Here is a 23,106-nt window from a genome sequence, read left to right on the forward strand (position 1 = left end):
CGCCGGCCCGCGGCCGGGCCGCGCGTCCCGGAGACCCGACCATGTCGCTGTTCGAACGCCTCAAGGCCACCGCCGCCGATGACTGGAACGCCTATATCGACCACGCCTTCGTCCGCGGCCTGGGCAATGGCAGCCTGCCACCGGCCGCGTTTCGCAACTATCTGGTGCAGGACTACCTGTTCCTGATCCAGTTCGCCCGCGCCCACGCCCTGGCCGCGTACAAGAGCCGCGGCCTGGCCGACATGCAGGCGGCCCGCGGCGGCCTGGCCGCGATCCTGGATGAAATGGGCCTGCACCTGCGCGTGTGCGAGCGCTGGGGCCTGTCGGCCGCCGACGTCGAAGCCACCGAAGAGCAGCAGGCAACCGTGGCCTACACCCGCTTCGTGCTGGACATCGGCATGTCCGGCGACCTGCTGGACCTGCAGGTTGCGCTGATTCCCTGCACCCTGGGCTATGCCGAGATCGGCCGCCGGCTCACGCCCGCGGGCATCGACGCCATTCCTGCCGACCATCCCTACCGCGACTGGATCGCCGAGTACTCCGGCGAGGCCTTCCAGCAGGCGGGCGCCGCCGCGCACGCGTGGCTGGACGACCTCGGCCGGCGCTATGCCAGCGAGAACCGCTACGCGGAACTGGTCGCGATCTTCCGCAAGGCCTCGCGGCTGGAGGCGGCGTTCTGGCAGCAGGGGCTGGATGCGGCCCGCACCGGCGCCTGATCGCCACCGCTGCAGGCCTCACCCGACGCGGTATCGATCCCCTGCTCCCCCGCCAGCAGTCCGAAATCCCTTGCGCGCCCGCCGCGCGTGCCGAAAAATCCTGCACACGCCACTCAGCGACCCGCCCGCGTGCCCCATCCCTGCCTCAGCTGTGGCGCCTGCTGCGCCCATTTCCGCGTGAGCCTGCACTGGTCCGAAGCCGACCCGGTGCTGGGCGGGCACGTGCCGGCGGCGCTGACGGTGCCGCTGCGCAACCACGAGCTCGCGATGCGCGGCACCGCCGGCGGATCCACGCCGCGCTGCGTGGCGCTGGACGCCGACATCGGTCGCCGTTCGCGCTGCAGCATCCATCCGCTGCGCCCACAGGCCTGCCGCGACGTGGCGGCCTCGTGGGAGTTCGGCGAACCCGGCCGCCAGTGCGACAACGCGCGTGCGGCGCACGGCCTGGCCGCGCTGACGCCTGCGGACTGGATCTGGCGCGAAGCCGCGGCCAATGACCGCGACGGCAACCCCGACGGCAGCGACCACCCCAACGACCGCGGCACCCCGCCGCCCGCCCTGCCGCCGCCGATCGCAGCCTGATTGCGGCTGGCTGCTGTGGGAGCGGCCACCAAGCGCCGGCGATCAGAGCGGGTTGCGGTCCAGGAAATCGCGGATCGCGGGCACCAGCACTTCGTGCTTGTCTTCCAGCACGTAATGGCCGGCATCATCGAAGGCCATCGTCTCCGCGCCCGGCAGCTCGGCCTGGAAGCGCTCGAGGAAATGGCTGTCGAACACGAAGTCCCTCAGCCCCCAGCCGATGAAGGCGGGCAGGCCGGCATATTCGTGCAGGCGCCGGCCGGACTCCTCCAGCATCGGCCAGGCCCGGTCCTTCGGCGACAGCGGGATGTCCTGCATGAAGCGCACCGTCGAAATGCGGTTCTTCCAGCTGTCGTAGGGCGCGACATAGGCGCGGCGCACATCGGCCGGCATCTTCCGCTCCACGCCCAGCCACGACGCACCGGAGGAAAACGCGTTGAAGCCGCGGATCACCATCTCGCCAACGTTGTAGTCGCGGCCCAGCGCGATCTGCCAGGGCATGGCCTTGGTATCCGGCATCGGGAAGGCCGCGGTGTTGAGGATCACCAGCCGATTCACCTGCGCCTGGTGCGACAGCGCCCAGCCGAAGCCGATCATGCCGCCCCAATCGTGCACCGCCAGCGTCACCGGGCCGTCGATGCCGAGGTGCCCGAGCAGCGTGGAGAGGTCATCGACCCGCGACTGCAGGGTGTAGTCGTAGCGCGGGATCGCGTTCGGCGCGTCGTCGGGCTTGTCGGACAGCCCCATGCCGACGTGGTCGGGGACGATGCAGCGGTAGCCCTTGCCGGAAGCGGGGTCCGACAGTCCCGCCACCAGCGTGCGCCAGTAATAGCTCCACGACGGATTGCCGTGGACCATGACCACGACCTCGCCGTCGCGCGGACCCTCGTCGAGATAGGACATCGCGATGCCGGGACGGACCTGGAAACGCTGGGGACTGGAGGGATAACCCGGAAGATGCATGGCGACGCCTGGGCGGACAGCGACCGCCATTGTAGGACGGGGGCGCAGCCCCGGCCCGGCACGCACCGGAGGAGGAGTGCCCCGTCGCCGGGCGACGCGACTACCATGCAGGCCTCGCCGCCTTCCGCAGATCGCCATGACCAGCCCGACGTCCGCCCCGCCCTATCTCGACGAAGACCGGATCGAACGCCTCGCCGACCTCCTCGACCGGCGCGCCGTGCCCTTCAAGGGTTTCAACCTGGAGGCGCTGGACGGCTTTTTGACCGCGCTGGCCGTCTCGCCATCGGCGGTGCCGCCGGAGGAATGGCAGCCGGTGGTCTGGGGCGGCAAGGCGCCGACCTGGGACGGCGAGGCGGAGGCCGACCAGGTGCAGCAGCTGCTGCTCGGCCACCTGAACATGTGCACCGCCCGCGTGCGCTACGACGACGGCGACCTGCCCGACCACCTCGCGCCGCTGATGTGGCTGCCCGAGGACCCCGAGCTCACCGGCGAGGAGGCGCTCGACGAGGACGACCTCGACGTCGGCACCGACTGGGCCCACGGCTTCTTCTCCGCGGTGATGCTGCGCGAGGCCGAGTGGGACCAGTGGCTGGACGACAACGACTGGATCGAAGACATCTTCGACGCCCTGGACCGCCTGGCCAGCGGCGAAGCCATCAACCCGGACGACCCCACCGCCGAAGCGATGCCCGTCGACTACCGCGAGCGGCTGGGCATCGTGATCGAAATCCCTTCGATGATGGCCGACCTCAACCACCACCGCGTGGAAGCACTGACCCCGCGCACGCCGATCCGCCGCGACGCGGCCCCGGAGCGCAACGACCCCTGCCCCTGCGGCAGCGGGAAAAAATACAAGAAGTGCTGCGGATTGAACTGAGCCGCGCGCTACCCGTTGAAGAGGAGCAGGACATGGGCACACGGATCCGCGTCGGCATCATCGGCCTCAACCCCGGCATCCACTGGGCCGCGATGGCCCACATCCCCGCGCTGGCGGCCTTGCCCGACGACTACGAAGTGGTCGGCGTCGCCAACACCAGCCTCGCCAGCGCGCAGCGCGCCGCTGAAGCCTTCAGCCTGCCGCATGCCTTCGAAAATTCGCAGGCGCTGGTGGAATCGCCCGAGGTCGACCTCGTGGTCGTGACCGTCAAGGTGCCGCACCACCACGCCCTGGTCAGCGCGGCCTTGAATGCCGGCAAGCACGTCTACTGCGAATGGCCGCTGGGCAACGGACTGGCCGAGGCGCGCGCACTGGCCGCGCTGGCCGAAGCGCGTGGCGTGGTGACCGCGGTGGGCACCCAGATGCGCGTGGCGCCGGAGATCGAGCACCTGCGCCAGCTGATCGCCGACGGCTATGTCGGCGAGGTGCTGTCGACCACCCTGGTCGGCAGCGGCGGCCAGTGGGGCGGACGGACGGACGCCGCGCACGCCTATCTGGACGACGTCCGCAACGGTGCGACGCTGCTCAGCATTCCGCTCGGGCACACGCTGGCCGGCTTCTTCGACGTGCTGGGCGGATTCGGCAGCCTGTCGGCGCGGCTGATCAACCGCCGCACGCGGACATCCATCACCGATACCGGCGCGACCATCGACAAGACCACGCCCGACCAGGTGCTGGTGCACGGCACGCTGGAACGCGGCGCCGCGTTCTCAATCCACTACCGCGGCGGACTGTCGCGCGCGGACAGCAACCTGCTGTGGGAGATCAACGGCACCGAGGGCGACATCCAGGTGACCGGCGCGTCCGGGCACGCGCAGCTGGAACAGCTCACGATCCGCGGCGCCCGCGGCACGGAGACGGCGCTGACCGAGCTCATGCCGCCTGCCGAGGCCTACGCCGACTGGCCGGACTCCCCGGTGGCGCGCAACGTCGCACGCATGTATGCGCTGCTGGCGCGCGACATCCGCGAGGGCACGCGGCTGGCGCCGGGGTTTGGCGATGCGGTCGCGCTGCATGAGGCGCTGGAGGCGATCGAGCGCTCGGCGGCGGCCGACACTCGAGACGCGCCGTGAGCCAGCGTGATCGCCCTTCCCGATCGAAGCGCGGCGCCCTCCTGCTCGCAGGCCTGCTTGGCATCAGCGGATCGGCCGCCGCCGCTGCAGCGCCCGCGGCTGGAAGGCTTCGACTATCCGCACCCGGTTCGCATGCACGGGTTCGAATCGCAGCGGCAGCAGGTCGAGATGGCTTACCTGGACCTGCCGCCGACCAGCGAGGCCAATGGCCGCACCGCGCTGCTGCTGCACGGCAACGGGTATTTTTATACAAACCTGGCGACGTGTATAAATTTACGGGATTTCCAGGCAGGTTCAGTGTGCCGGCCTCAACCCGGCACATCCCTCACCCACTCCACCAGCGGATTTCCCGGCTCCATCAGCAGCTTCACCGTCAGCAGCAGCGACATCATCACCAGCAGCGGCCGGATCACCCGCGCGCCCGCACGGCCCAGCGCCAGGTGCGCGCCCAGCTGGCCGCCGGCGATGCTCGCCACCGCCATCACCAGGCCCACGGTCCACAGCACCTGGCCGCCGATGACCAGGGTCGCCAGCGCGGCGACGTTGCTGGCGAGGTTGAGAAGCTTGGTGTGCGCCGTGGCCGACACCAGGCCGAAGCCGAACAGCGCCACCAGCGCGGTCGCCATGAACGAGCCGGTGCCCGGGCCGAAGAAGCCGTCGTAGAAGCCCAGCGCGAACATCAGCGTGACCAGCGCCGCATGCCCCAGCCGCGCGTGGCGCTCGGCCTCGCTGGCCTTCGGGCCGAGCAGGAAGTACGCGGCCATCGCCACCAGCAGCACCGGCACCAGGCCGGCGAGGAAGGACGGATCCACCAGCTGGATCGCGATCGCGCCGCCGACAGACCCGGCAAACGCAGCTACGGCCGGCCACAGGAACCGACGGAAGTCGATCCGGCCCTGACGTGCGAACGCCAGCACCGCGCCGGCGGTGCCGAAGCTCGACTGCAGCTTGTTGGTGGCGATGGCCTGCACCGGCGGGATGCCGGCCGCCATCAGCGCGGGAATGGTGATCAGGCCGCCGCCGCCGGCCAGCGCATCGATGGTGCCGGCGACGAAGGCCGCCAGCGCCAGCAGGGCCAACACCTCGAAACCGAATTCCATCGAACCCCGCCTCCGACACTGCAGTGATTTGCCCGCGCGCCGGACGTCCAGGCGGTGCCGGGCACGATACGACGCGCGGATCCGCGCGCCTGAAACGACGCGGGGCCGGACTGGCCGGCCCCGTCCAAGCCCCTGCGCAGCCCGGTCTTACCAGACCACCTCGGCCATCGAGCAGTTCAGCCCCGATCCGATGCCCAGCAGCGCCACGCGGTTGCCCTTCTTCAGGCGTCCTTCCTCGCGCAGCTTGCTGAGCACGATCGGCACCGAGGCCGGGCCGATGTTGCCGTGCTCGCCGAAGATGGTCATGACCTTCTTCGGGTCGATGCCCATGGCCTTGGTGAAGGCCGCGGTGTGCACCTTGCTGACCTGGTGGATCACGAACTCGTCGAGTTCGCTGGCCACCCAGCCGAGCTTCTGCTTGGCGACCTCGAAGGTCTTGGTGGCGAGCTTGATGCCCTCGATCAGCAGGGTGCGGGTGTCGGTGATCATGCCGTCGAGGTTGCCGCGGCAGAGCTTGTTCCACTCGGTGGCCGCGCGGGTCACGCCGCCGCGATAGCGCGGTGCGCCCGGGGCGAGCTCGGCGCGCGCCAGCACCATGGCGGCGGCACCCGAGCCGAGGGTGAGCGTGGCCAGTTCGTTGCGGAAGTTCTCTTCGGTGGCGTCGGCGCGGCTCAGGCGCTCGATGGTCTTTTCATAGGCGAGGTCGGCGGTTTCGCCGTCCACCACCAGGGCGTAGTCGATCTCGCCGCGCTCGATCATGCGGCTGGCGATGTCCATGCCGTTGATGAAGGCCAGGCAGGCGTTGGCGACGTCGAAGTTCTGGCATTCGTCGCCAAGGCCGAGGTTGCCGCTGACGATGCTGGCCGTGGACGGCTCGAGGTAGTCGCGGCTGACCGAGGTATTGACCAGCAGGCCCACGCGCGCCGGGTCGATGCCGGCATCGGCCAGCGCCTTGACGCCGGCCAGGGTGGCGGCGTCGGAGGCCAGCATGTCGCCGTCCCAGAGGCGGCGGGCGTGGATGCCGGCAACGTCGCCCAGCACATCGGTACGGATGTCCAGGCGGTCGAGCGTCGGCTTCAGCCGGGCGTTGATCTCGTCGGAGGTCAACCGGCGCGGGGCGTCGATGTGGGCAAGGCCCGCGATGGCTACGTGCTGGAACAACATGGGCTATGCCGCCGTAAAGCTGGGAAAAAGATCCGCTAATGTAGCGGCTTCCGGCCTTCGGCGCACTTTCCGGCCCGTCGATCCGTTCACCTGCGGCCCCCGTGGGAGCGCGTTCCCCGGGGCGGGAATCAGCGGCCGCAGCGCCAGGCGGCCCAGCGCTGGGCGCCGCGCACGGGGTCGGACAGGGGGTGCACGGTATCGGCACCCAGTCCGGGGGCCTCGTTGCGGGCCAGGGTTTCCAGCTCTTCCCGTACCCGCAGCGTGTTGCGATCGATGAACGCGATGCTGTGCTTCACCGAGACCTCGACCTCGCCGCGCTTGTCACAGCCCGCCGGCGGCGACGCGGCGATACGCACGGCAGAGGCGCCTGGCGCCATGTGCACCCAGGTGCAGGCGGACAAGACCATCAGGAGGGGAACCAGAAGTAGTTGGCGCATGGAGGAACTCCGTGTTGGACCCGGTCGATTGTGCCCCGCCGCAACTCTTGCAGGAGCAGCTGCAGCGGTGACCAGCGGTGACGGCAAGACCTGTCGTTCAGGTGATGCAGGCCGCAGCTGAGCGGCGGCCCTCTGGGCGCAGGGCTCAGCGCGCGACGGGCTGGCCGTCGGCGTCGAGCACGGTGACCTCGCCCAGCTCCAGCGCGCGCACCGGGGCTTCGATCTGCGAAAGATCGCCGACCACGACCCAGGTCAGCGCATCGGCGTCGATGGCCTTCGCCGCTTCCGCCACCTGCGCCGGGGTCATGGCTTCGATCTCCGCCTTGCGGCGCTGCACGTAGTCGTCCGGCCGCCCGTACATCACGTTGCCGGCGATGGTCGATGCCACCGAGGAGGCGGTTTCGTACGCGCCCGGCAGGCTCAGCGTGTTGATCGCGCGGATGCGCTCGACCTCCTCCACCGTCGGCGGTGCCTCGCCGCTGGCGAAGCCGGCAATTTCGCGCTTCATCTCGGCCATCGCTTCGGCGGTCTTGTCGATCTGCACCGGCGCCGAGGCCAGCCACGGGCGCTGGCCCAGGGCGCCGGACGCGCCGCTGCGGGCGCCGTAGGACCAGTGCTTGTCCTCGCGCAGGTTCATGTTCAGGCGCGCAGTGAAATCGCCGCCGATCACGCCATTGGCCATGTCGAAGCGCACCGCGCCGTCGTCGGTGGTGGCGGGCACCAGCAGGCCGGCGTAGATGTTGGCCTGCACCGCGCCGGGCTGGTCGATCAGGAACACGCGCGCCTTCGCGGGGCGGGGCACGGCCGGGATCGCCGCCGCGGCGCCGGGCGCCGGGCCGCTGCCGGACCAGTCACCCAGGTGCGCTTCCAGCAGGGGCACGATCTCGGCCAGGGTGGTGTCGCCGACCACCACCAGGGTGGCGCCTTCCGGCCGCATCTGTGCGCGATGGAAGTCCACCAGGTCGTCGCGGGTCAGCGATGCGATCGACGCTTCCGTACCGCTGCCGGTGAACGGCATCGCATAGGGATGGCCTTCGCCGTACAGCAGCGGCGGCAGCACGCGCAGCGCCGCGGTCTGCGGACGCGCCTTTTCCTGGGCGATGTTGGCGATCCAGGTCGCACGCACGCGCTCGATCTCGGCGGCGTCGAAGTCCGGGCGCCGCAGCATGTCCGCGAACAGCGCCAGCGACGGGTCCAGCTGGCCCTTCAGCGCCGACAGCCACGCCGTGCCCGCATCCAGGCCGGCACCAGCGCCCAGCTGCGCGCCCAGCGCTTCAGCGCGGTCGGCGAACTCAAGCGGCTTGAGGCCTGCGGCCCCCTCGTCCAGCATGCCCATGGCGAAGCTCGCGGTCCCGATCTTGCGGCCGGCATCGGCGCTGTAGCCGGCGCCCGGGAACTGGTAGCGCAGCTGCACCACCGGCACGCCGGTGCGGCGCGCCAGGACCACGGTGGTGCCGTTGCCGAGCGTGGCGCGCTCGACGTCGGGGAACTTCAGCTCCGGGAAGGCGTCGGGCATCGGCACGCCGGCGCTGCGGTCCACGGCCGGCGGCGTGACCCAGTAGTGCTCGTCCAGCTGCGGCAGGTCCCAGGGCTGTGGCGTCCCGGCCGGCTCCTCGACCAGCGGAGTGCGTTCGCCGGGCAGGATCAGCAGCGTGTGATCGCCGTCGCCAAGCCATTCGCGGCCGGCGGCCTGCACCTGGTCGGCGGTGCTGGTGTCGATGATGCGCAGCGACTCGCGGAAGCAGCCCGGGTCATCGGCATAGACCGCGCATTCGGCCAGTGCGTCGGCCTTGCCGCCGAAGCCGCCGATGCGCTCGATGCCGCGGATGAAGCCGGCGCGGAACACCGTGCGCGCGCGCGCCATCTCGTCCGCGGTCGGGCCTTCCGCCAGCAGGCGGTCGATCTCTTCGTCGATCACCGCCTCCACCTTCGCCGGATCCACGCCCTGCTTCACGTTGGCCATGAGGATGAAGTTCGAGCCCAACTGCTTGGCATAGACGCCCGCGCTGATGCTGTCGACCAGCTGGTCGCCGTGCAGCAGGCGCGCGTCGAGGCGCGAGGACCGGCTGCCGCCCAGCACCTGCGCCAGCAGCTGCAGGCGCTCGAGCTCGTCATTGCCGACCTCGGCCACGTTCCAGACCCGGTAGATGCGGGCCTGCGGGACCTTGTCATGCATGGTCTCGCGGGTCGCTTTGGCGCGGCGCGCGACGTCCACCGCCGGCTGCGCCATGTCGGGGCCGGCGGGGATGTGGCCGAAGTACTTCGCGACCTTGTCCTTCGCGGTGGCCAGGTCGATGTCGCCGGCCAGCACCAGCACGGCGTTGTTGGGGCCGTACCAGGCGCGGAACCAGGCGTGCACGTCCTCGATCGAGGCCGCGTCGAGGTCGTTCATCGAGCCGATCACCGAGTGGTGGTACGGGTGGCTGGCGGGATACAGCGCCTTCATGAGCTTTTCCCAGGCCTGGCCATAGGGCTGGTTCTCGCTCTGGCGCTTCTCGTTCTGGACCACGCCGCGCTGCTCGTCCAGCGCCGCCTGGTCGACCGCGCCCAGCAGGTGGCCCATGCGGTCGGACTCCATCCACAGCGCGGTGTCGAGCGCGGTGGTGGGCACGTTCTGGAAGTAGTTGGTGCGGTCGGTGTTGGTGGTCCCGTTCTGATCGGTCACGCCCACTTGGGTGTAGGGCGCGAAGTACTCGCCGGCGTGGTTCTCGGACGACTGGAACATCAGGTGCTCGAACAGGTGCGCGAAGCCGCTGCGCCCGGAGGGCTCGTCCTTGCTGCCGACGTGGTACCAGATGTTGACCGCCACGATCGGCGCCTTGCGGTCGGTGTGCACCACCACGCGCAGGCCGTTGGGGAGGGTGAACTCTTCGTATGCGATGTCGACGCCGGCGTTCGCGGTCGCGGGCGGTGCTTCGGCCCAGGCGAGCGGAGCGGCGGTGCCCATGGCGGCGGCAAGCGCCAGGGCGAGGAGGGTGCCGCGGCGCGGCAGGGTCTTGAACGTCGACATGGGCTCTTCCTTGCTGGTCAGCTCCTGATGGTACGGTGCCGCGCGGCCGGCGGGAGCGGGCCATTGGTCCCGGTCGAAACGCCCGCGTGACCCCGCCTGGTGCATGCTGCCGGCATGGACAGTCCTTCCCGCACCACCCTGGTCACCGGCGCGAACCGCGGCCTTGGCCTCGAGTTCGCCCGCCAACTGCTGGTCCGCGGCGACCACGTCGTCGCCGCCTGCCGCGAGCCCGGGCGCGCCACCGCGCTCAATTCCCTGGCCGCGGAGCATCCGGGTCGCCTGCACGTGCTGCCGCTGGACGTCGCCGACGCCCGCTCGCGCACGGCGTTCGCCGCCGAGCTGCCGCTGGTGCTGGGCGACGGCGGGCGCATCGACCTGCTGCTCAACAACGCCGGCGTGCTGCACTCGGGCGAGCGTTTCGGCACCCTGGGCGAAGCCCATCTGGAACACAGCTTCCGGGTCAACGCCATGGGTCCGCTGCTGCTCACCCAGGCGCTGGCGCCGCTGCTGGCCGGGGGCGCGCGGGTGCTGAACGTGTCATCGCGCCTGGGATCGATCGCGCTGACCGAGCGCTTCGGCACGCCCAGCTACAACATCAGCAAGGCGGCGCTGAACATGGCCACGGTGCTTCTGGCGCAGGCGCTGGCCCCGCGCGGGATCGTGGTGATCGCGGCCAGCCCGGGCTGGGTGCGCACCGAAATGGGCGGCAGCGACGCCGACGTCGCGCCGGAAGACGCCGTCGCCGGCATGCTGCGCCAGGTCGATGCCCTCGGCGAAGGCGACAGCGGGCGGTTCCTGGGCACCGACGGCAAGACGATCGCCTGGTAGCCGCACGGCCGGATATCCTGCACGCCGCCCGCTTCGACCGCAGCACGCGATGATCGACATCATCCTCTACCAGCCGGAAATCCCGCCCAATACCGGCAACGTGATCCGCCTGTGCGCCAACACCGGCGCCCGCCTGCACCTGGTGCGGCCGCTGGGCTTCGACATGGATGACCGGCAGCTGCGGCGCGCCGGGCTGGACTACCACGAGTACGCGCAGGTGGCGGTGCACGACGACCTGGCCACGGCGCTCGACGCGATCGCGCCGCCGCGGCTGTTCGCGCTCAGCGCGCGCGGCCAGGTGCGCTACGACGCGCCCCGCTACGCTGCCGGCGACGCCTTCCTGTTCGGCTGCGAAACCCGCGGCCTGCCCGGCGACGTATTGGATGCGGTCGCCCCCGACCATCGGCTGCAGCTGCCCATGCGTCCGGACAACCGCAGCATCAACCTGTCCAACGCGGTGGCGGTGGTGGCCTACGAAGCCTGGCGGCAGCTGGGCTTCTCGGGTTCCGCCTGAAGCAAGGGCCCCGCGGGCCCTGGCGCATCACTTCTCGATGCTGAAATCGTCCATGACCCTGCCGTCGACGTCATAGGCCGTGTATTGCAGGCGTCCGCCGTCGATGTCGATGACCTGGTAGGTCGAGATGTCGGTGAAGCGCTTCGCGATGTGCGGCGCATCCGACTGCTCGTACATCTTGGTGCCGGCCACGGCGTGGATGTAAACCGGACCCTCGGCGGGCGAGCCCACCACTTCATCGCCCTTCATCGGGAATGTGCGCAGGTAGGCATGGTCGTCGCCCTGCAGCACCAGGTCGACGCCATGCTTCTCGAACAGCGGCGCCCACGCCGCCTTCAGCTCCGGTTGGCCGCGGTCGCCGGGCTTGGTCGAGTACAGCGGGTGGTGGTAGACGACGAACTTCCAGGTCGCGTCCGAGGCACCGAGCGTGCGGTCCAGCCATTCGACCTGCGGCCCGGGCTCCAGGTTGGAATCGAGCACCACGAACAGCGTGTCGGCGTACTCCATCGAGTAGACGCGCTCGGGCTCGATGGCGGCCGGCCCGTTGCGCGGCAGGTCGAACTGGCCCACGTACAGATCGACATGTCCCATGTCGACTTCGTGGTTGCCGATCGCCGGCACCAGCGGGCGGTGGTCGTAGACGCCGGCGGCGTTCTGGAACAGCAGGTCCCAATCGTCGCGGCGCTCGCCCCAGTTCACCAGGTCGCCGGCCATGACGTAGAACGCGGCCTGCGGGTGCCGGGCGTAGGCCTTGCGCACCAGGGTGCCCCAGGTGTCGAGTCCGTTCTGGGCGTCGCCCATGTAGATGAAGGTGAAGGGCTCGGCCTGCGCCGGCGCGGTGGTGAAGCTGCGCTCCTCGCCCCAGGCCGCGCCGTCGCCGATCGCGTAGCGGTAGGTGGTGCCGGGCCGCAGCCCTTCGAGGGCGACGGTGTGGCGCAGGGTGCGCGGATCGTTGGCGATGTCCGGAGTGTGCAGCTCCGCGCTGGCGGCCTCGACCACGACCGGGGTGCCCTCGCCCGCCGAATAGCGCAGGTGCGCGTTGCCGCTGCCGGTGGCGGTGCGCCACTGGATCGACTGGGTCGTCGCGGGATCGCCGGCCCAGGTCAGCACGACCTGGTCGGCCGCGGCGCCTCCGGGATAGGGCGTGTTGCGGAACCAGCCCAGCAGGGCGGCCTCGTTCTCGCGCTTTTCCAGCGTTTGCAGCAGGGCGAGTCCCTGGAGCGCCGGATCGATCGCGTCCAGGATATCGGTGTCGTCGGCGAACACGCGGACACCGATCGTCGCCGTGGCGAGACCCATGCGCTCCGGGGCCGGCGCCGACACCACCGGCTGCGCGCCGCCCTCCGCGGCCGGGCCGACCAGCACGAAATAGGGCTTCACGCCGCTCTCGAGGGAGTGCACGCCAAGCCCGACCTCGCCCGCCCCGACCGGCTTTTTCCAGGCGCGGAACTGGTCGTCGCCGTCCACCGTGGCGACCAGGCCGGTGCGCTCGAAGCCCTGTTCGGCGAGCCAGAACGGTGCTTCACGGGAGTCCGGCGAAAGCATGACGTATACGGTGGCGGGGACATCGACGCTGAAGCGCAGGAACCCGGTCGACAGCGCTTGCAGTCCGGCTTCGTCGGCCAGCGCGAGCACGTCGGCCGACGTGGCATCGGCGAGTTCCGCGGCGGGCATGCGCTCGAGCATGCGCGACCGGATCGCGTCCACCGCTGCCGTGATTTCACCCGACGCCACGTCCTCGACGGCGGTCGTGGCGGGCTGCGCGGCGGCAGCGGTGGCGGGGGCCTGTGCGCCCTCGGGGGCCTGCTGGCACGCGGCCAGCAGGGCTGTGGCAAGCACGCCCGGAATCAGCGTGCCCAATGCGCGTTGAACGGTCATCGTGGTCTGCATCAGAAGCTCATCCGCATGCCGACCATGAAGCGCTGGCCGAACTGCTCGAACTCGGTGGTCCGGCGGTGGTCGCCCTGATAGCGGATGCCCGGCTCGTCGAGCAGGTTGTTGGCGTCGAAGTACATCTCGACGTTGTCGTTGAAGGCATAGCGCAGCGAGAAGTCCAGCCGGCCGACGTCGTCCCAGTACTCATCGCCCATGATGTCGCCGTCGCCGATGCCGTCGATCCACTCGCTGCGGTGCTGCCAGCTCAGGCGTGCCGACAGCCCGTGGGCCTCGTAGTACACCGAAGTGTTGTAGGTCACGTCCGAGGTGCCCGGCAGGGGAACCTTGCGGCCGTCGGGCGTGTTCGCCTCGCTGTCGTTGAAGTTGACGTTGGCGGCAATGCCGAAGTCGCCCACCCACATCGGCAGGTTGAAGCGCTCCGCCAGCGGGCCCAGCTTCTGCGAGTACGCCAACTCGATGCCGCGGAGGTAGCCGTCGCCGCCGTTGGCGAGCGTGTAGTAGGTGTACTCGGAGCGGTCGATGTCCGGGGTGTTGAGGTCGTCGCTGCCGAAGCGCGGGATCTCGACGTCGAGCAGCACGTCGCGCAGGTCCTTGTAGTACACGCCGGCCGAGAAGAAGCCCTGCGGGCGCATGTACCACTCGAAGTATGCGTCCAGGCCCACCGACTTCTCGGTCTCGGCATAAGGATTGCCGCCGTCGATCTCCCGGTCCTCGTCGCTGATCGCGAAGTTCGGGCGCAGGTCGGTGTAGTCGGGGCGCGCGGCGCCGGTGTTGGCGGAGAAGCGCAGCTTCATCTCGTCGTTGAGGTCCCAGTTCACGTGCACGCTGGGGAAGAACTCGACGCCGCTCTCGCTGATCGTGACCGGGGCGAAGTTGCCCTCGTCGTCTTCGGTGTTCGCGGTGGATTCGTTGCGGGTGTACTCGCCGCGCACGCCGGCGACCACGTTGCCCCAGTCGAAGTGGCTGGTCGCCATGCCGTACACGGCGCCGACCTTCTCGGTCACGCGGTACCACTCCTCCAGCGGCACGGCAGCGTCATACTCGCCGACGCCCTGCGAACGCAGGCTGTCGAGCAGCGCCCAGGCGCGGGCTTGGTCGTGGTAGCGGAAGCTGTAGCCCAGCGGCAGGCTGCCCTGGTAGGGCTTGTCGGAGGCAATGTCGCTCATGGTCGGCATGGCGATGCCCGCGGCCGCCAGGTGCCCGGCGTCGATCATGAACTCGGTCTCGTGCATTTCCTTGCTGCGGTCGTCGTACTGGAAGCCGAACTGCAGCCCGGTCGGGCGGCCGAACAGGTCGATGTCCTTGAACAGGTCCAGGCGGGCGCTGTAGGAATCGGTGACCGCGCTGTCGACGCCCGAGGTCAGGCGCACGAAGTCGTAGTCGTGTGAATCCAGCGAGCGCTTGAGCTTGCCCTTGGAGAACGAGCCGTCCGGATTGACGATGGTGTCCCACAGGGTGACGCGGTGCAGTTCGCGGTTGGTGAAGTCGTAGTCCACGGTCGGGCGCAGCGCCCGGTCTTCGGGGCTGACCCAGGTGGAGCCGAAGCCCGGGCCGCCCTCGTCTTCCGCCCTGGTGTAGTTCAGGCGCCAACTGGCGCGCAGGTCGCCAATGTTCTGGTCGCCACCGAGGGTGGTGGTGAAAATGCTCTGCTCGGAATTGCCGATGTTCTGCGTGGCATCCATTTCCACGCCATGCACGGTGCCAAGGTACGGCGTGTTGCCGCTGCGGACGTCGGCGTAGCCGTCGCCCCGGGCCCCACTCGACGTCTCCACCGCATCCGCGTCGAAGTCGAACTCCCACGCGTTGCGCATTTCATGGTCGCTGAATCTGGTGAGGATCGTGCTCAGGAAGAAATGGTTGTCGTCGTCGGGACGGAACTCGAGGCGGCCGCTCACCGACTCGTTCTCGCGGGTCAAGCGGTAAAGCTTGTTCTGGTGGGCATCGAACCAGACGCGGCCCTCGCCGCCCGGCTCCTGGTCCTCGTCGGCAACCTCCGGATCGGACTCGAAGTTGTCGGTGACCATGTCGCGCGAATACTTGGACGCGGAGACCAGCAGGCCCCAGCGGTCGTCGGCGAACTTGTTGGAAATGAAGCCGCCCCAGTTGTACTGCGAACCACCGCCCAGGTCGTTGTAGCCGATGCCGACGTCGGCACCGATCTTCAGGCCTTCGTAGTCGAAGGGGCTGCGGGTGATGATGTCGATGTTGCCGGCCAGGGTCTCGCTGGGCATGGCCGCGGTGATTGCCTTGCGGGCGATGACCTGGCTGGCGATTGAAGACGGGATGGTGTCCAGGCGCGCGACGCGACCGGCCGGGCTGATCACGTTGACGCCGTCGAAGGCGATCGTGGTCCAGCGCGACGGCGCGCCGCGCAGGTTCACGTAGCGCTCCTGGCCCTGGTCGCGCTCGACCGCGATGCCGGGCAGGCGGCTGAGCGCGGCGGCCACGTTCTGGTCGGGGAAGCGGCCGATGGAGTCGGCGGCGACCACGTTGACCAGCGAGGTCGACGAGCGCTGCGCCTGCAGCGCGGCGAACTCGGATTCCGCGATCGGCTTGGCGCGGACCACCACCGAATCGAACTCGGTGGCGACCGCGCCGGCCAGCGGGACATCGACGCGGACGCTTGCCGACTGGCCGGCAACCACGTCGACGGCCTGGTTCTGGTCCGGGCGACCGATGTAGCTGACCGTGAGCTCGTGGCGACCGGCCGGCACGCGATGCAGGGAGAAGCGGCCGTCCGAACCGGTGACCGCAACCACCTCCTCACCGGCGATGCGGACCTCGGCACCGGCCAGGTAGCCGCCGCGGCCGGCGTCGGTGACGACGCCGCTGATGGAGCCCGCCTCGCCCCGGGCGAGCTGCTGTCCGGCTCCGGTGCCAGCGCCGATGCCGATGCCGGCAGCTGCCGGGCCCGGCACGTCGCCGGCATGCGCCGGGACGTGGATGACGAGGATCGTGGCAAGCGCCGCGGCGAGAGTGCTGGTCTTGTGCATCTACGTGTCCCTTGGGAATGAGGCGCAGCCGTCGGACCCGGCAGGCACCAGGCGGACGGCAGATGGGGGAGTCTTCAAGCGAAGGGCCCTGGAATGTCCGAATCCCCGGACAGGTCCGGCTGCTCACGAACCGGCGTTCCCCGGCGCGGCCCAAGGCACGCCCCGGCCGGAACGGGAGGCATTGTCGCGACGCACCATGTCAGCGGCCGAACAGCAAGGTTTCAGTGCGGTGACACATCGGCGATGGGCGCCCGGGCCGTTCCGGTCATGGCTCCGTCACCCGGGCCGCCGACCATGCCCGGTTCAATCAGGAGCCGATCAATGAAACCTTCTTCCCCCCGTCCGCTGTTCGCTGCCGCGCTGGTCACGATGCTGTCCCTTCCCCACGCCGCGTCCGCGCACGATGCCGGCGAAGCCCGGGCAAAGAACGTCATCGTCTTCCTGGCCGACGCCGCCGGCGTCTCCACCCTCCACGGTGCCAGCCTGCACGGCTACGGCGAGCCGCTGAAGCTGCACATCCAGGGCTGGCCGCACCTCGGCCTGAGCGACACCAGCCCGGTGGATAAATGGGTGTCCGATTCGGCCAACGGCATGTCGTCGATCATGACCGGCGTGAAGACGCGCAACGGCGTCATCAGCCAGGGTCCCGATGCCGTGCGTCGCGAGAAGGACGGCACGCCGACCAGGACCCTGCTCGAATACGCCGAGGAGCGCGGCCTGCGCACCGGGGTGGTCAGCACGCAGTCGGTCGCCGATGCCACGCCGGCCGCGACCTATGCGCACTCGAACGACCGCGGCAAGTGGGGCGAGATCTTCCCGCAGGCGTTCTCGCCGCGCTACGGCGACGGTGTCGACGTGCTGATCGGCTCCGGGCGCGAGAAGATCGGCAGCCAGCTCGCCGCGGCCGGCACTGGGGGCCTGGGGCTGGGACACTGACTGAGGCCGGCCGGAGGTCCAGGCGGATCCGGAAAAGTTCCTGCACTCCCGGGTTCATTATTCAGGTGACGTTGTCCCCGCATCGGCAGAATGCGTCTACCGGCCACGGGCGGTATCCGATTTCCCCGATCGGTTCTCTCCCTCCCCTGCTTCCCGTGGCCGGTCCTCTTCGCAGAACCAGAACAAACAGAGGACTTCCCCCTGATGAAGCGCACCCTGATCGCCATTGCACTGGCGGCAACAGCTCCGTTCGCCGCAAACGCGGCCGAAGGCGTCTCCTACAACTACCTTGAAGCCGGCTATGTGGCTTCCAACGGCGACCTTGACGCCGACGGCTACGCGGCGCGCGGTTCGTTCGCGTTCCACGACAATTTCCACGTCTTCGGCGGCTTCGGCAGCCAGGAGATCGACAACACCCGCTTCGACGTCGACCAGTACAACATCGGCCTCGGCTACAACCTCGAGATCTCGCCGCGCGCCGACCTGCTGGCCCGCGTCGCCTATCAGAAGCTCGACGCCGGCACCGTGCTCGGCAACGACCTGGACTTCGACGGCTGGAGCACCGAGGTCGGCGTGCGCGGCCTGCTTGCCAACAACTTCGACGGCTACGCGCTGGTCGGCTACGAGGACTACGACGGCGGCATCGACGGCGACTTCTACGGTCGCCTGGGCGCCAACGTGGCCTTCAACGCCAACTGGGGCCTCAACGGCGACGTCAAGTTCAACGGCGACGTCACCGAGTGGTTCGTGGGTCCGCGCTTCCGCTGGTAAGCGCGCGTCCCGCAAGACAGACACACCGCGGCCCGACTCTCTCCCCGATCCGCGTTGCTGACCCCGGCCGAAAGGCCGGGGTCTCTTTTTTTGCGCGCCCGCATGCGGGGCGGCCGGCGCTCAGATGAGCTTGCCCGCGTACTCGGCCTTCTGCTCGCGCGCCAGCAGCCGCGCAAGGCCTTCGGCAGGCGTGATGTCGCCATGCAGCACGGCGCGGACATTGACCGAGATCGGCAGCTCGACGCCGTGCGCTTCGGCCTGGCGCATCACTTCGTCGGCGGTCTGCAGTGATTCCACCACCTGGCCGATCTCGCGCACGGCATCGTCCAGGCTCTGGCCACGGCCCAGGGCCAGGCCCAGGCGACGGTTGCGCGACAGGTCGCCGGTGCAGGTCAGCACCAGGTCGCCAAGCCCGGCCAGGCCCATCAGGGTTTCAGGCCGGCCGCCGATGGCGATGTTCAGGCGCAGCATCTCGTTCAGGCCGCGGGTGATCAGGCCGGCGCGGGCGTTGAGGCCCAGGCCCATGCCGTCGGCGACGCCGGTGGCGACCGCCAGCACGTTCTTCATCGCGCCGCCGAGTTCGGCGCCGCGCATGTCGTTGCCGGTGTAGGCGCGGAACGCGGGGCCATGCAGGATGTCGGCGACCGCCTGCGCAAAGGCCTCGTCATCGCCGTGCACGGTGACCGCGGTCGGCTGGCCGGCGGCGACTTCCTTCGCGAACGAGGGTCCCGTGACCACGGCCAGGGGCACGTCGGCGCCCAGCACCTCGCCGGCCACCTCGTGCAGGAAGCGCCCGGACCCGGGCTCGAAGCCCTTGGTCGCCCAGGCCACGCCGGCGTGCGCGGGACGCAGCGGCGCCAGTGCGCGCAGGGTTTCGGCGAAGGCATGCGACGGCACCACCACCAGCACCAGGTCGGCGCCGGCCAGCACCGTGGCGAGGTCGGTGCTTGCGCGCAGCGACTCCGGCAGCGCGATGCCCGGAAGGTAGCGCGGGTTCTCGTGTCGCGAGTCGACCGCCGCCGCGACCTCGGCGTCACGCCCCCAGAGCCGGGTCGCGTGGCCGTGGCGCGCAGTCAGCGCCGCGAGCGCCGTGCCCCAGGAGCCGGCGCCGAGCACCGCGACCGCCGGCTTGCCCGGCGGTGCGATGTAAGGCTGCGTCACCACGGGTCAGGCGTTGCCGCCGGTCTCGCTGCTGGCCAGGTCGGTGCCGGCCGGCTGCTGCGCCTGCTGGGCGGCGCGCTGGCGCAGGCCCTCGGCATACAGCGCGTCGAAGTTGATCGGCTGCAGCACGAACGGAGCAAAGCCGCCCGCCTGGATCAGGCTGCCGACGAGCTGGCGCGCATACGGATACAGGATCGCCGGGCAGTGCGTGCCGAGCATCGCGTCCAGCGACTGCTCGTCGAAGCCGGACATGTTGAACAGGCCGGCCTGCTGCACTTCGACCAGGTAGATGACCTGGTCTTCGCCCAGCTTGCAGGTCAGGTTGATGCCCAGCACCACTTCGAAGGCAGCGTCGCCGATGCGGTTGACGCGCTGGTTGAGGTTCATCTGCAGCTGCGGCTGGCCCTGCTCGGAAAACGTCTGCGGAGACTTCGGCGATTCGAACGAGACGTCCTTGACGTAGATCTTATCGACGGTGAACTGCGCGCCCGCGGGCTGCTCGGGAACGGCACCGGCGGCGCCGTTCGCGTTCGTGGCTTCTTGCTCGGACATCTGGGTCAACTCCAGCGGAATTCGGTTAAGACGGGGATTATCGCACGTCGGTCGCGGCTACTTGCCGCGCCCCTTGGCCAGCGGAAGGTCCGCCTGCTGCCAGGCGCCGATGCCGCCGTCGAGCACATGGACCCGCTCGAAGCCGGCCTTGCGCAGGCGCTTGGCGGCATCCATCGCGGTCATCCCGGCCTTGCACACGGCCACCACCGGCAGCGCCTTCGCGCCGGCGAGCGCCTTGTTCTCGGGATCGAACTGGGCCATCTGCACGTTCTTCGAGCCCGGGATATGCCCCTTCTCGAATTCCGCCGCCGGGCGCAGGTCGACCACCAGCGCGTTTTCACGATTGATCAGCGCGGTCAGCTCGGCCGGGCGCAGGCTCTTGAAGCCGCGGAACAGGCGCGCGACTTCGGTATAGACCAGGGCCACCAGGATGCCGGCGAAGGCCAGCGAAAGCATGGGGTTGCGGCCCAGGAAGGCCCACAGTTCTTCAGGATTCACGGTGCTTGGCTGCTTGGCGGCGGGCAGCGATTGTGGCCCAGCGCCGGCGGTGGCGCAAAGCCGCGTCGGCGGCCCCCGCCGCCGGCCGTGCTATTGCCCGCGCCAGAAGTCCGGCAGGCCGCCGGTGATCCACCAGGTGCGGGCTTCTTCGTCGTAGCGCCAGGCTTCCTGGTAGCGCATGCCGCGTTCGGCCATGGTGTGGCGGTTGATCACGCCGATGTCGATGTCGCGCAGGGCGGTGTCGCCCGCCACCTGCGCCGCGCCCATTTCCCGGTAGTGCGAGACCTGGACCTGCTTGTAGCGCTCGAGTTCAAGCTCGCTCAGCGGGTGCTGTTCGCGGACGTCGGGATCGACCAGGTTCCACGCCCCTTCGAAGTCGCCCCAGCGGATGGCCGCCGACCAGGCGTACTGGGCGCGATGCAGGGCCTCGCCCTTGCCGGCACCGCTGGCGCAGGCCGGCAGCAGCAGCGCGCAGGCAATCAGCAGGATGAAAGCGAGGGCGGTTCGGTGGCGCGTCAGTCGCATGGGCAGTGTCCGCGGAACGTCGGTGGCCATGCTACCCCTTGGCGATGGCGGCGTAACCCGCGCGCAGGGTGGTGGCGATGCCGCCGTCGGGAAGCGGCACGCGGGCGGCGATGCGCACCCGTGCGCGCCCGCGGCTGCGCAGGGCCGCGTCGAACGGTGCCCAGCCGCTGCCGTCGGCAAGCGCCGCGGTGGCCTGCAGGTCGGTGTACAGCGGCGCCAGGTAGCGGATCTCGCTGTCGGCCACGTAGACGTCGGCGGCGATGCCCAGCTGCCGGCAGCGCAGCGTCACCAGGCCCCAGCCGGCCAGCGTCATCAGCGACACCAGGCTGCCGCCGAAGGCGCAGCCCTTGTCGTTGACGTTGAGCGCCAGCGGCGCGCGCAGGGCGAGCGTGTCGCCCTCGCGGCCGGCGATGGTGATGTCCATGGCCGCAACCGGCGGCATCGATCGGTAGTGCGCATCCAGCGCGCGGAGTTCGTCATCCACTTGCATGCAGCCGTTCCATACGGGGTTGCGGGACCGGCGCCTTGCCGGCGCCGGCGCGAGGCACCAAGCTTGCGCGATGCCTGCGCACGCCTCCACCGGGCCACTGACCGGATGCTACGTCATCTCGCTGCGCCCGGTCGGTGGCCACCAGCCCGTGCGCCGCGCCGCGGCCGCGCTGGGCGCGCGCACGCTCGCGCTGTCGCCGTGGCGCATCGCGCGGCTCGATGATGACCACGCGCGCACCGGCCTGCGCCGCGCGCTGGCGGCACCGCGCGTGGTGTTCACCAGCCCTGCCGCGGTCACCTCCGCAGCGGCGCTCGAACCACTGCGGCCAAGGCCCGGGCAGGCCTGGGTCGCGGTCGGCGCAGGCTCGGCGCTGGCGCTTGCCCAGGCCGGCGCCGGCGACATCCCCTCGCCGGAGCGGATGGACAGCGAAGGCCTGCTGGCCATGCCCGCGCTCCGCGAAGTGCGCGGGTTCGACGTCGGCCTGGTGACCGCACCGGGCGGCCGCGGCGTGATCGCCGCCACCCTCGCCGGACGCGGTGCGCGCGTACTGCGCGCGAACGTCTACGAGCGCGTGCCTGTCATGCCTTCGCCGCGGTCACTGGCCGCGCTGCGCGCGCTGGCCGCGCCGGCATGGCTGCTGCTGAGCAGCGGCGAGGCCCTGGAACACGTGCTTTCCTCAGTGGCTGGCGACGCGCTGGCGCGGCTGCGCGCCACGCCGGTGGTCGCAGCCAGCGAGCGCCTTGGCGACCTTGCCCGCGAACATGGCCTGCAGGTGGCCGCGGTCGCGTCCAGCGCACGGCCTTCAGCGATGCTTGCAGCCTGCGTCGGAGCGGCGGCAAAGCCCTAACATAGACGCTCCGCCACCCCCTCCCGCGCACCGTGAACCTGCCCCAGCCCCCTGCGCCCGCACCGCGGCGCCGCACCTCCGGCTTTGCCTGGCTGCTGCTGCTCGTCATGGTGCCGATCGCCGGCGCCCTGGGCTGGCGCGCCTGGCAGGCGGAGACCGAAGCCCGCCGCGCGGCGGACGCAGAGGAGGCCCTGCGCCTGGACGCCCTCACGCAGCGGGTCGCGATCATGCGCGACAACCAGCAGGCCCAGGGCAAGCGCATGCAGCAGTCCGAAGCCACCAATCGCCTGCTGCGCGACGAGCTGCTGGCGATGGGCCAGCGCGCAGCCCTGCTCGAAGACAGCGTGCAGCGGCTGGCCGACCCGGCGCACGACGCCGCCCGGGCGCTGCGCATGGATGAAATCGAGCTGCTGCTTGCCCAGGGCCAGCAGCGCCTGCTGGTGGCGGCCGACCTCGGTGGCGCCCGCCGTGCCTACGCCCTGGCCGCGCGCCTGGCCGATTCGTTGGCCGCCCCCGGCGACATCGACCTGCGCCAGGCGCTGGTCCAGGAGCGGGCCATGCTCGATGCCCTGGGCGAGGATCCGCGGGTCCGCGCCATCATGCGCATCGATGCCTTCGAAGCCGGTTTCGACGCCGGCCCGACGGGGGTTTCCGAGGCGGAGGAGGCGGAGACCGCGAACGGCAGCGGCGCGCCGTGGTGGCGACGCCTGGCACGACGCATCGTCGCGGTGCGCCCCAGCGAGGATCGCCTGGCCGTGGACTCAGGCGAACAGGCCGCGGGCCATGCCGCCCTGCGTCTGGAACTCACGCTCGCGCGCACCGCCGCCGAGCGCCGGGACGCGGACGGCCATGCCGCCGCGCTGGCACGCGCATCGGCGTGGCTGCCGCGGCTCCGACCCGGTTCGCCGGCGCGCGACGCGTTGGCGCGCGAGCTCGAGGCGATGGCCGCGCAGCCGCTCACCCTGGCCCTGCCCGAGCTCGGGACGTCGCTGGAACAGCTGCGGAGGCTCCGCGGCAATGATGCAGCCGCGGTGCCGGGCGCAGCGCCGGGCGCATTCCCGGACGCCGCCCCGGACCTGCCCCGCTGAGCCGGCTACCCCACGCGCAGCGACATGA

Annotated in this window: 22 protein-coding genes; 10 read left to right on the top strand and 12 right to left on the bottom strand. The window is 70.3% G+C overall.

From position 1 onward, the window contains the following. Positions 1-41: 41 nt before the first annotated feature. Both WCE37_RS13065 and WCE37_RS13070 read left to right on the top strand, forming a co-directional pair. Positions 42-716: a TenA family protein gene (locus WCE37_RS13065; RefSeq protein WP_343279739.1), complete on the top strand. Its 675-nt coding sequence runs from the start codon at positions 42-44 to the stop codon at positions 714-716. Between the two features lie 129 nt (positions 717-845). Next, positions 846-1,298 carry a YkgJ family cysteine cluster protein gene (locus tag WCE37_RS13070; protein WP_343279740.1) on the top strand — a complete coding sequence of 151 codons (453 nt, stop codon included), beginning with the start codon at positions 846-848 and terminating at the stop codon, positions 1,296-1,298. Between the two features lie 42 nt (positions 1,299-1,340). Here the strand turns inward: WCE37_RS13070 and WCE37_RS13075 are convergent, their stop codons facing one another. Then, positions 1,341-2,258 (bottom strand): alpha/beta fold hydrolase, encoded by a 918-nt coding sequence (locus WCE37_RS13075; protein ID WP_343279741.1) that lies wholly within the window; start codon positions 2,256-2,258, stop codon positions 1,341-1,343. A 136-nt stretch (positions 2,259-2,394) separates the two neighbouring features. Between WCE37_RS13075 and WCE37_RS13080 the strand changes: the two genes are divergently transcribed. Both WCE37_RS13080 and WCE37_RS13085 read left to right on the top strand, forming a co-directional pair. After that, a complete protein-coding gene (locus WCE37_RS13080) occupies positions 2,395-3,135 on the top strand; it encodes a UPF0149 family protein (RefSeq protein WP_343279742.1) in 741 nt (246 codons plus the stop codon). A gap of 32 nt (positions 3,136-3,167) precedes the next feature. Then, positions 3,168-4,268 carry a Gfo/Idh/MocA family oxidoreductase gene (locus WCE37_RS13085; RefSeq protein ID WP_343279743.1) on the top strand — a complete coding sequence of 367 codons (1,101 nt, stop codon included), beginning with the start codon at positions 3,168-3,170 and terminating at the stop codon, positions 4,266-4,268. Positions 4,269-4,576: 308 nt separating this feature from the next. Here WCE37_RS13085 and WCE37_RS13090 read toward each other — a convergent pair whose 3' ends face one another. From WCE37_RS13090 to WCE37_RS13105, 4 genes are all read right to left on the bottom strand, one after another. Beyond that, positions 4,577-5,368 carry a TSUP family transporter gene (locus WCE37_RS13090; RefSeq protein WP_343279744.1) on the bottom strand — a complete coding sequence of 264 codons (792 nt, stop codon included), beginning with the start codon at positions 5,366-5,368 and terminating at the stop codon, positions 4,577-4,579. Between the two features lie 147 nt (positions 5,369-5,515). Then, positions 5,516-6,532, bottom strand: a complete 1,017-nt coding sequence (locus WCE37_RS13095; protein ID WP_343279745.1) for a 3-oxoacyl-ACP synthase III — start codon at positions 6,530-6,532, stop codon at positions 5,516-5,518. A gap of 128 nt (positions 6,533-6,660) precedes the next feature. Next, positions 6,661-6,969, bottom strand: coding sequence for a DUF4156 domain-containing protein (locus tag WCE37_RS13100; protein ID WP_343279746.1), 309 nt, complete (start codon positions 6,967-6,969; stop codon positions 6,661-6,663). A 145-nt stretch (positions 6,970-7,114) separates the two neighbouring features. Continuing rightward, a complete protein-coding gene (locus WCE37_RS13105; RefSeq protein ID WP_343279747.1) occupies positions 7,115-9,979 on the bottom strand; it encodes a pitrilysin family protein in 2,865 nt (954 codons plus the stop codon). Between the two features lie 114 nt (positions 9,980-10,093). Between WCE37_RS13105 and WCE37_RS13110 the strand changes: the two genes are divergently transcribed. Beyond that, a complete protein-coding gene (locus WCE37_RS13110) occupies positions 10,094-10,807 on the top strand; it encodes an SDR family oxidoreductase (protein ID WP_343279748.1) in 714 nt (237 codons plus the stop codon). Positions 10,808-10,856: 49 nt separating this feature from the next. Further along, complete coding sequence (locus tag WCE37_RS13115) at positions 10,857-11,321, top strand: tRNA (cytidine(34)-2'-O)-methyltransferase (protein ID WP_343279749.1); 465 nt, start codon at positions 10,857-10,859, stop codon at positions 11,319-11,321. A gap of 27 nt (positions 11,322-11,348) precedes the next feature. Here WCE37_RS13115 and WCE37_RS13120 read toward each other — a convergent pair whose 3' ends face one another. Further along, entirely contained in the window at positions 11,349-13,199 is a 1,851-nt protein-coding gene (locus tag WCE37_RS13120) for a metallophosphoesterase family protein (protein WP_343279750.1), read from the bottom strand. An 11-nt stretch (positions 13,200-13,210) separates the two neighbouring features. After that, positions 13,211-16,210: a TonB-dependent receptor gene (locus tag WCE37_RS13125; protein WP_343279751.1), complete on the bottom strand. Its 3,000-nt coding sequence runs from the start codon at positions 16,208-16,210 to the stop codon at positions 13,211-13,213. A gap of 321 nt (positions 16,211-16,531) precedes the next feature. On the opposite strand from WCE37_RS13125, the gene WCE37_RS13130 reads away from it, so the two are divergent. Both WCE37_RS13130 and WCE37_RS13135 read left to right on the top strand, forming a co-directional pair. Further along, positions 16,532-17,146, top strand: coding sequence for an alkaline phosphatase (locus tag WCE37_RS13130; protein ID WP_343279752.1), 615 nt, complete (start codon positions 16,532-16,534; stop codon positions 17,144-17,146). 204 nt (positions 17,147-17,350) lie between these two features. After that, positions 17,351-17,917: a diffusible signal factor-reguated Ax21 faimly protein gene (locus tag WCE37_RS13135; RefSeq protein WP_343279753.1), complete on the top strand. Its 567-nt coding sequence runs from the start codon at positions 17,351-17,353 to the stop codon at positions 17,915-17,917. Between the two features lie 120 nt (positions 17,918-18,037). Here the strand turns inward: WCE37_RS13135 and WCE37_RS13140 are convergent, their stop codons facing one another. The 5 genes from WCE37_RS13140 to WCE37_RS13160 form a co-directional block, all read right to left on the bottom strand. Then, positions 18,038-19,063: an NAD(P)H-dependent glycerol-3-phosphate dehydrogenase gene (locus WCE37_RS13140; RefSeq protein WP_343279842.1), complete on the bottom strand. Its 1,026-nt coding sequence runs from the start codon at positions 19,061-19,063 to the stop codon at positions 18,038-18,040. Between the two features lie 21 nt (positions 19,064-19,084). Further along, positions 19,085-19,630: a protein-export chaperone SecB gene (secB, locus tag WCE37_RS13145; protein ID WP_343279754.1), complete on the bottom strand. Its 546-nt coding sequence runs from the start codon at positions 19,628-19,630 to the stop codon at positions 19,085-19,087. A gap of 57 nt (positions 19,631-19,687) precedes the next feature. Beyond that, positions 19,688-20,128 carry a rhodanese-like domain-containing protein gene (locus tag WCE37_RS13150; protein WP_343256070.1) on the bottom strand — a complete coding sequence of 147 codons (441 nt, stop codon included), beginning with the start codon at positions 20,126-20,128 and terminating at the stop codon, positions 19,688-19,690. 90 nt (positions 20,129-20,218) lie between these two features. After that, positions 20,219-20,653 (bottom strand): hypothetical protein, encoded by a 435-nt coding sequence (locus tag WCE37_RS13155; protein WP_343279755.1) that lies wholly within the window; start codon positions 20,651-20,653, stop codon positions 20,219-20,221. 31 nt (positions 20,654-20,684) lie between these two features. After that, positions 20,685-21,143 carry a YiiD C-terminal domain-containing protein gene (locus WCE37_RS13160; protein WP_343256068.1) on the bottom strand — a complete coding sequence of 153 codons (459 nt, stop codon included), beginning with the start codon at positions 21,141-21,143 and terminating at the stop codon, positions 20,685-20,687. Between the two features lie 70 nt (positions 21,144-21,213). On the opposite strand from WCE37_RS13160, the gene WCE37_RS13165 reads away from it, so the two are divergent. Together WCE37_RS13165 and WCE37_RS13170 are read left to right on the top strand one after the other, a co-directional pair. Further along, complete coding sequence (locus WCE37_RS13165; RefSeq protein ID WP_343279756.1) at positions 21,214-21,990, top strand: uroporphyrinogen-III synthase; 777 nt, start codon at positions 21,214-21,216, stop codon at positions 21,988-21,990. A 32-nt stretch (positions 21,991-22,022) separates the two neighbouring features. Further along, a complete protein-coding gene (locus tag WCE37_RS13170; protein WP_343279757.1) occupies positions 22,023-23,078 on the top strand; it encodes a uroporphyrinogen-III C-methyltransferase in 1,056 nt (351 codons plus the stop codon). The last annotated feature ends 28 nt before the right edge of the window (positions 23,079-23,106 follow it).

The sequence above is a fragment of the Luteimonas sp. MJ250 genome (assembly GCF_039548455.1).
Classification (GTDB): domain Bacteria; phylum Pseudomonadota; class Gammaproteobacteria; order Xanthomonadales; family Xanthomonadaceae; genus Luteimonas.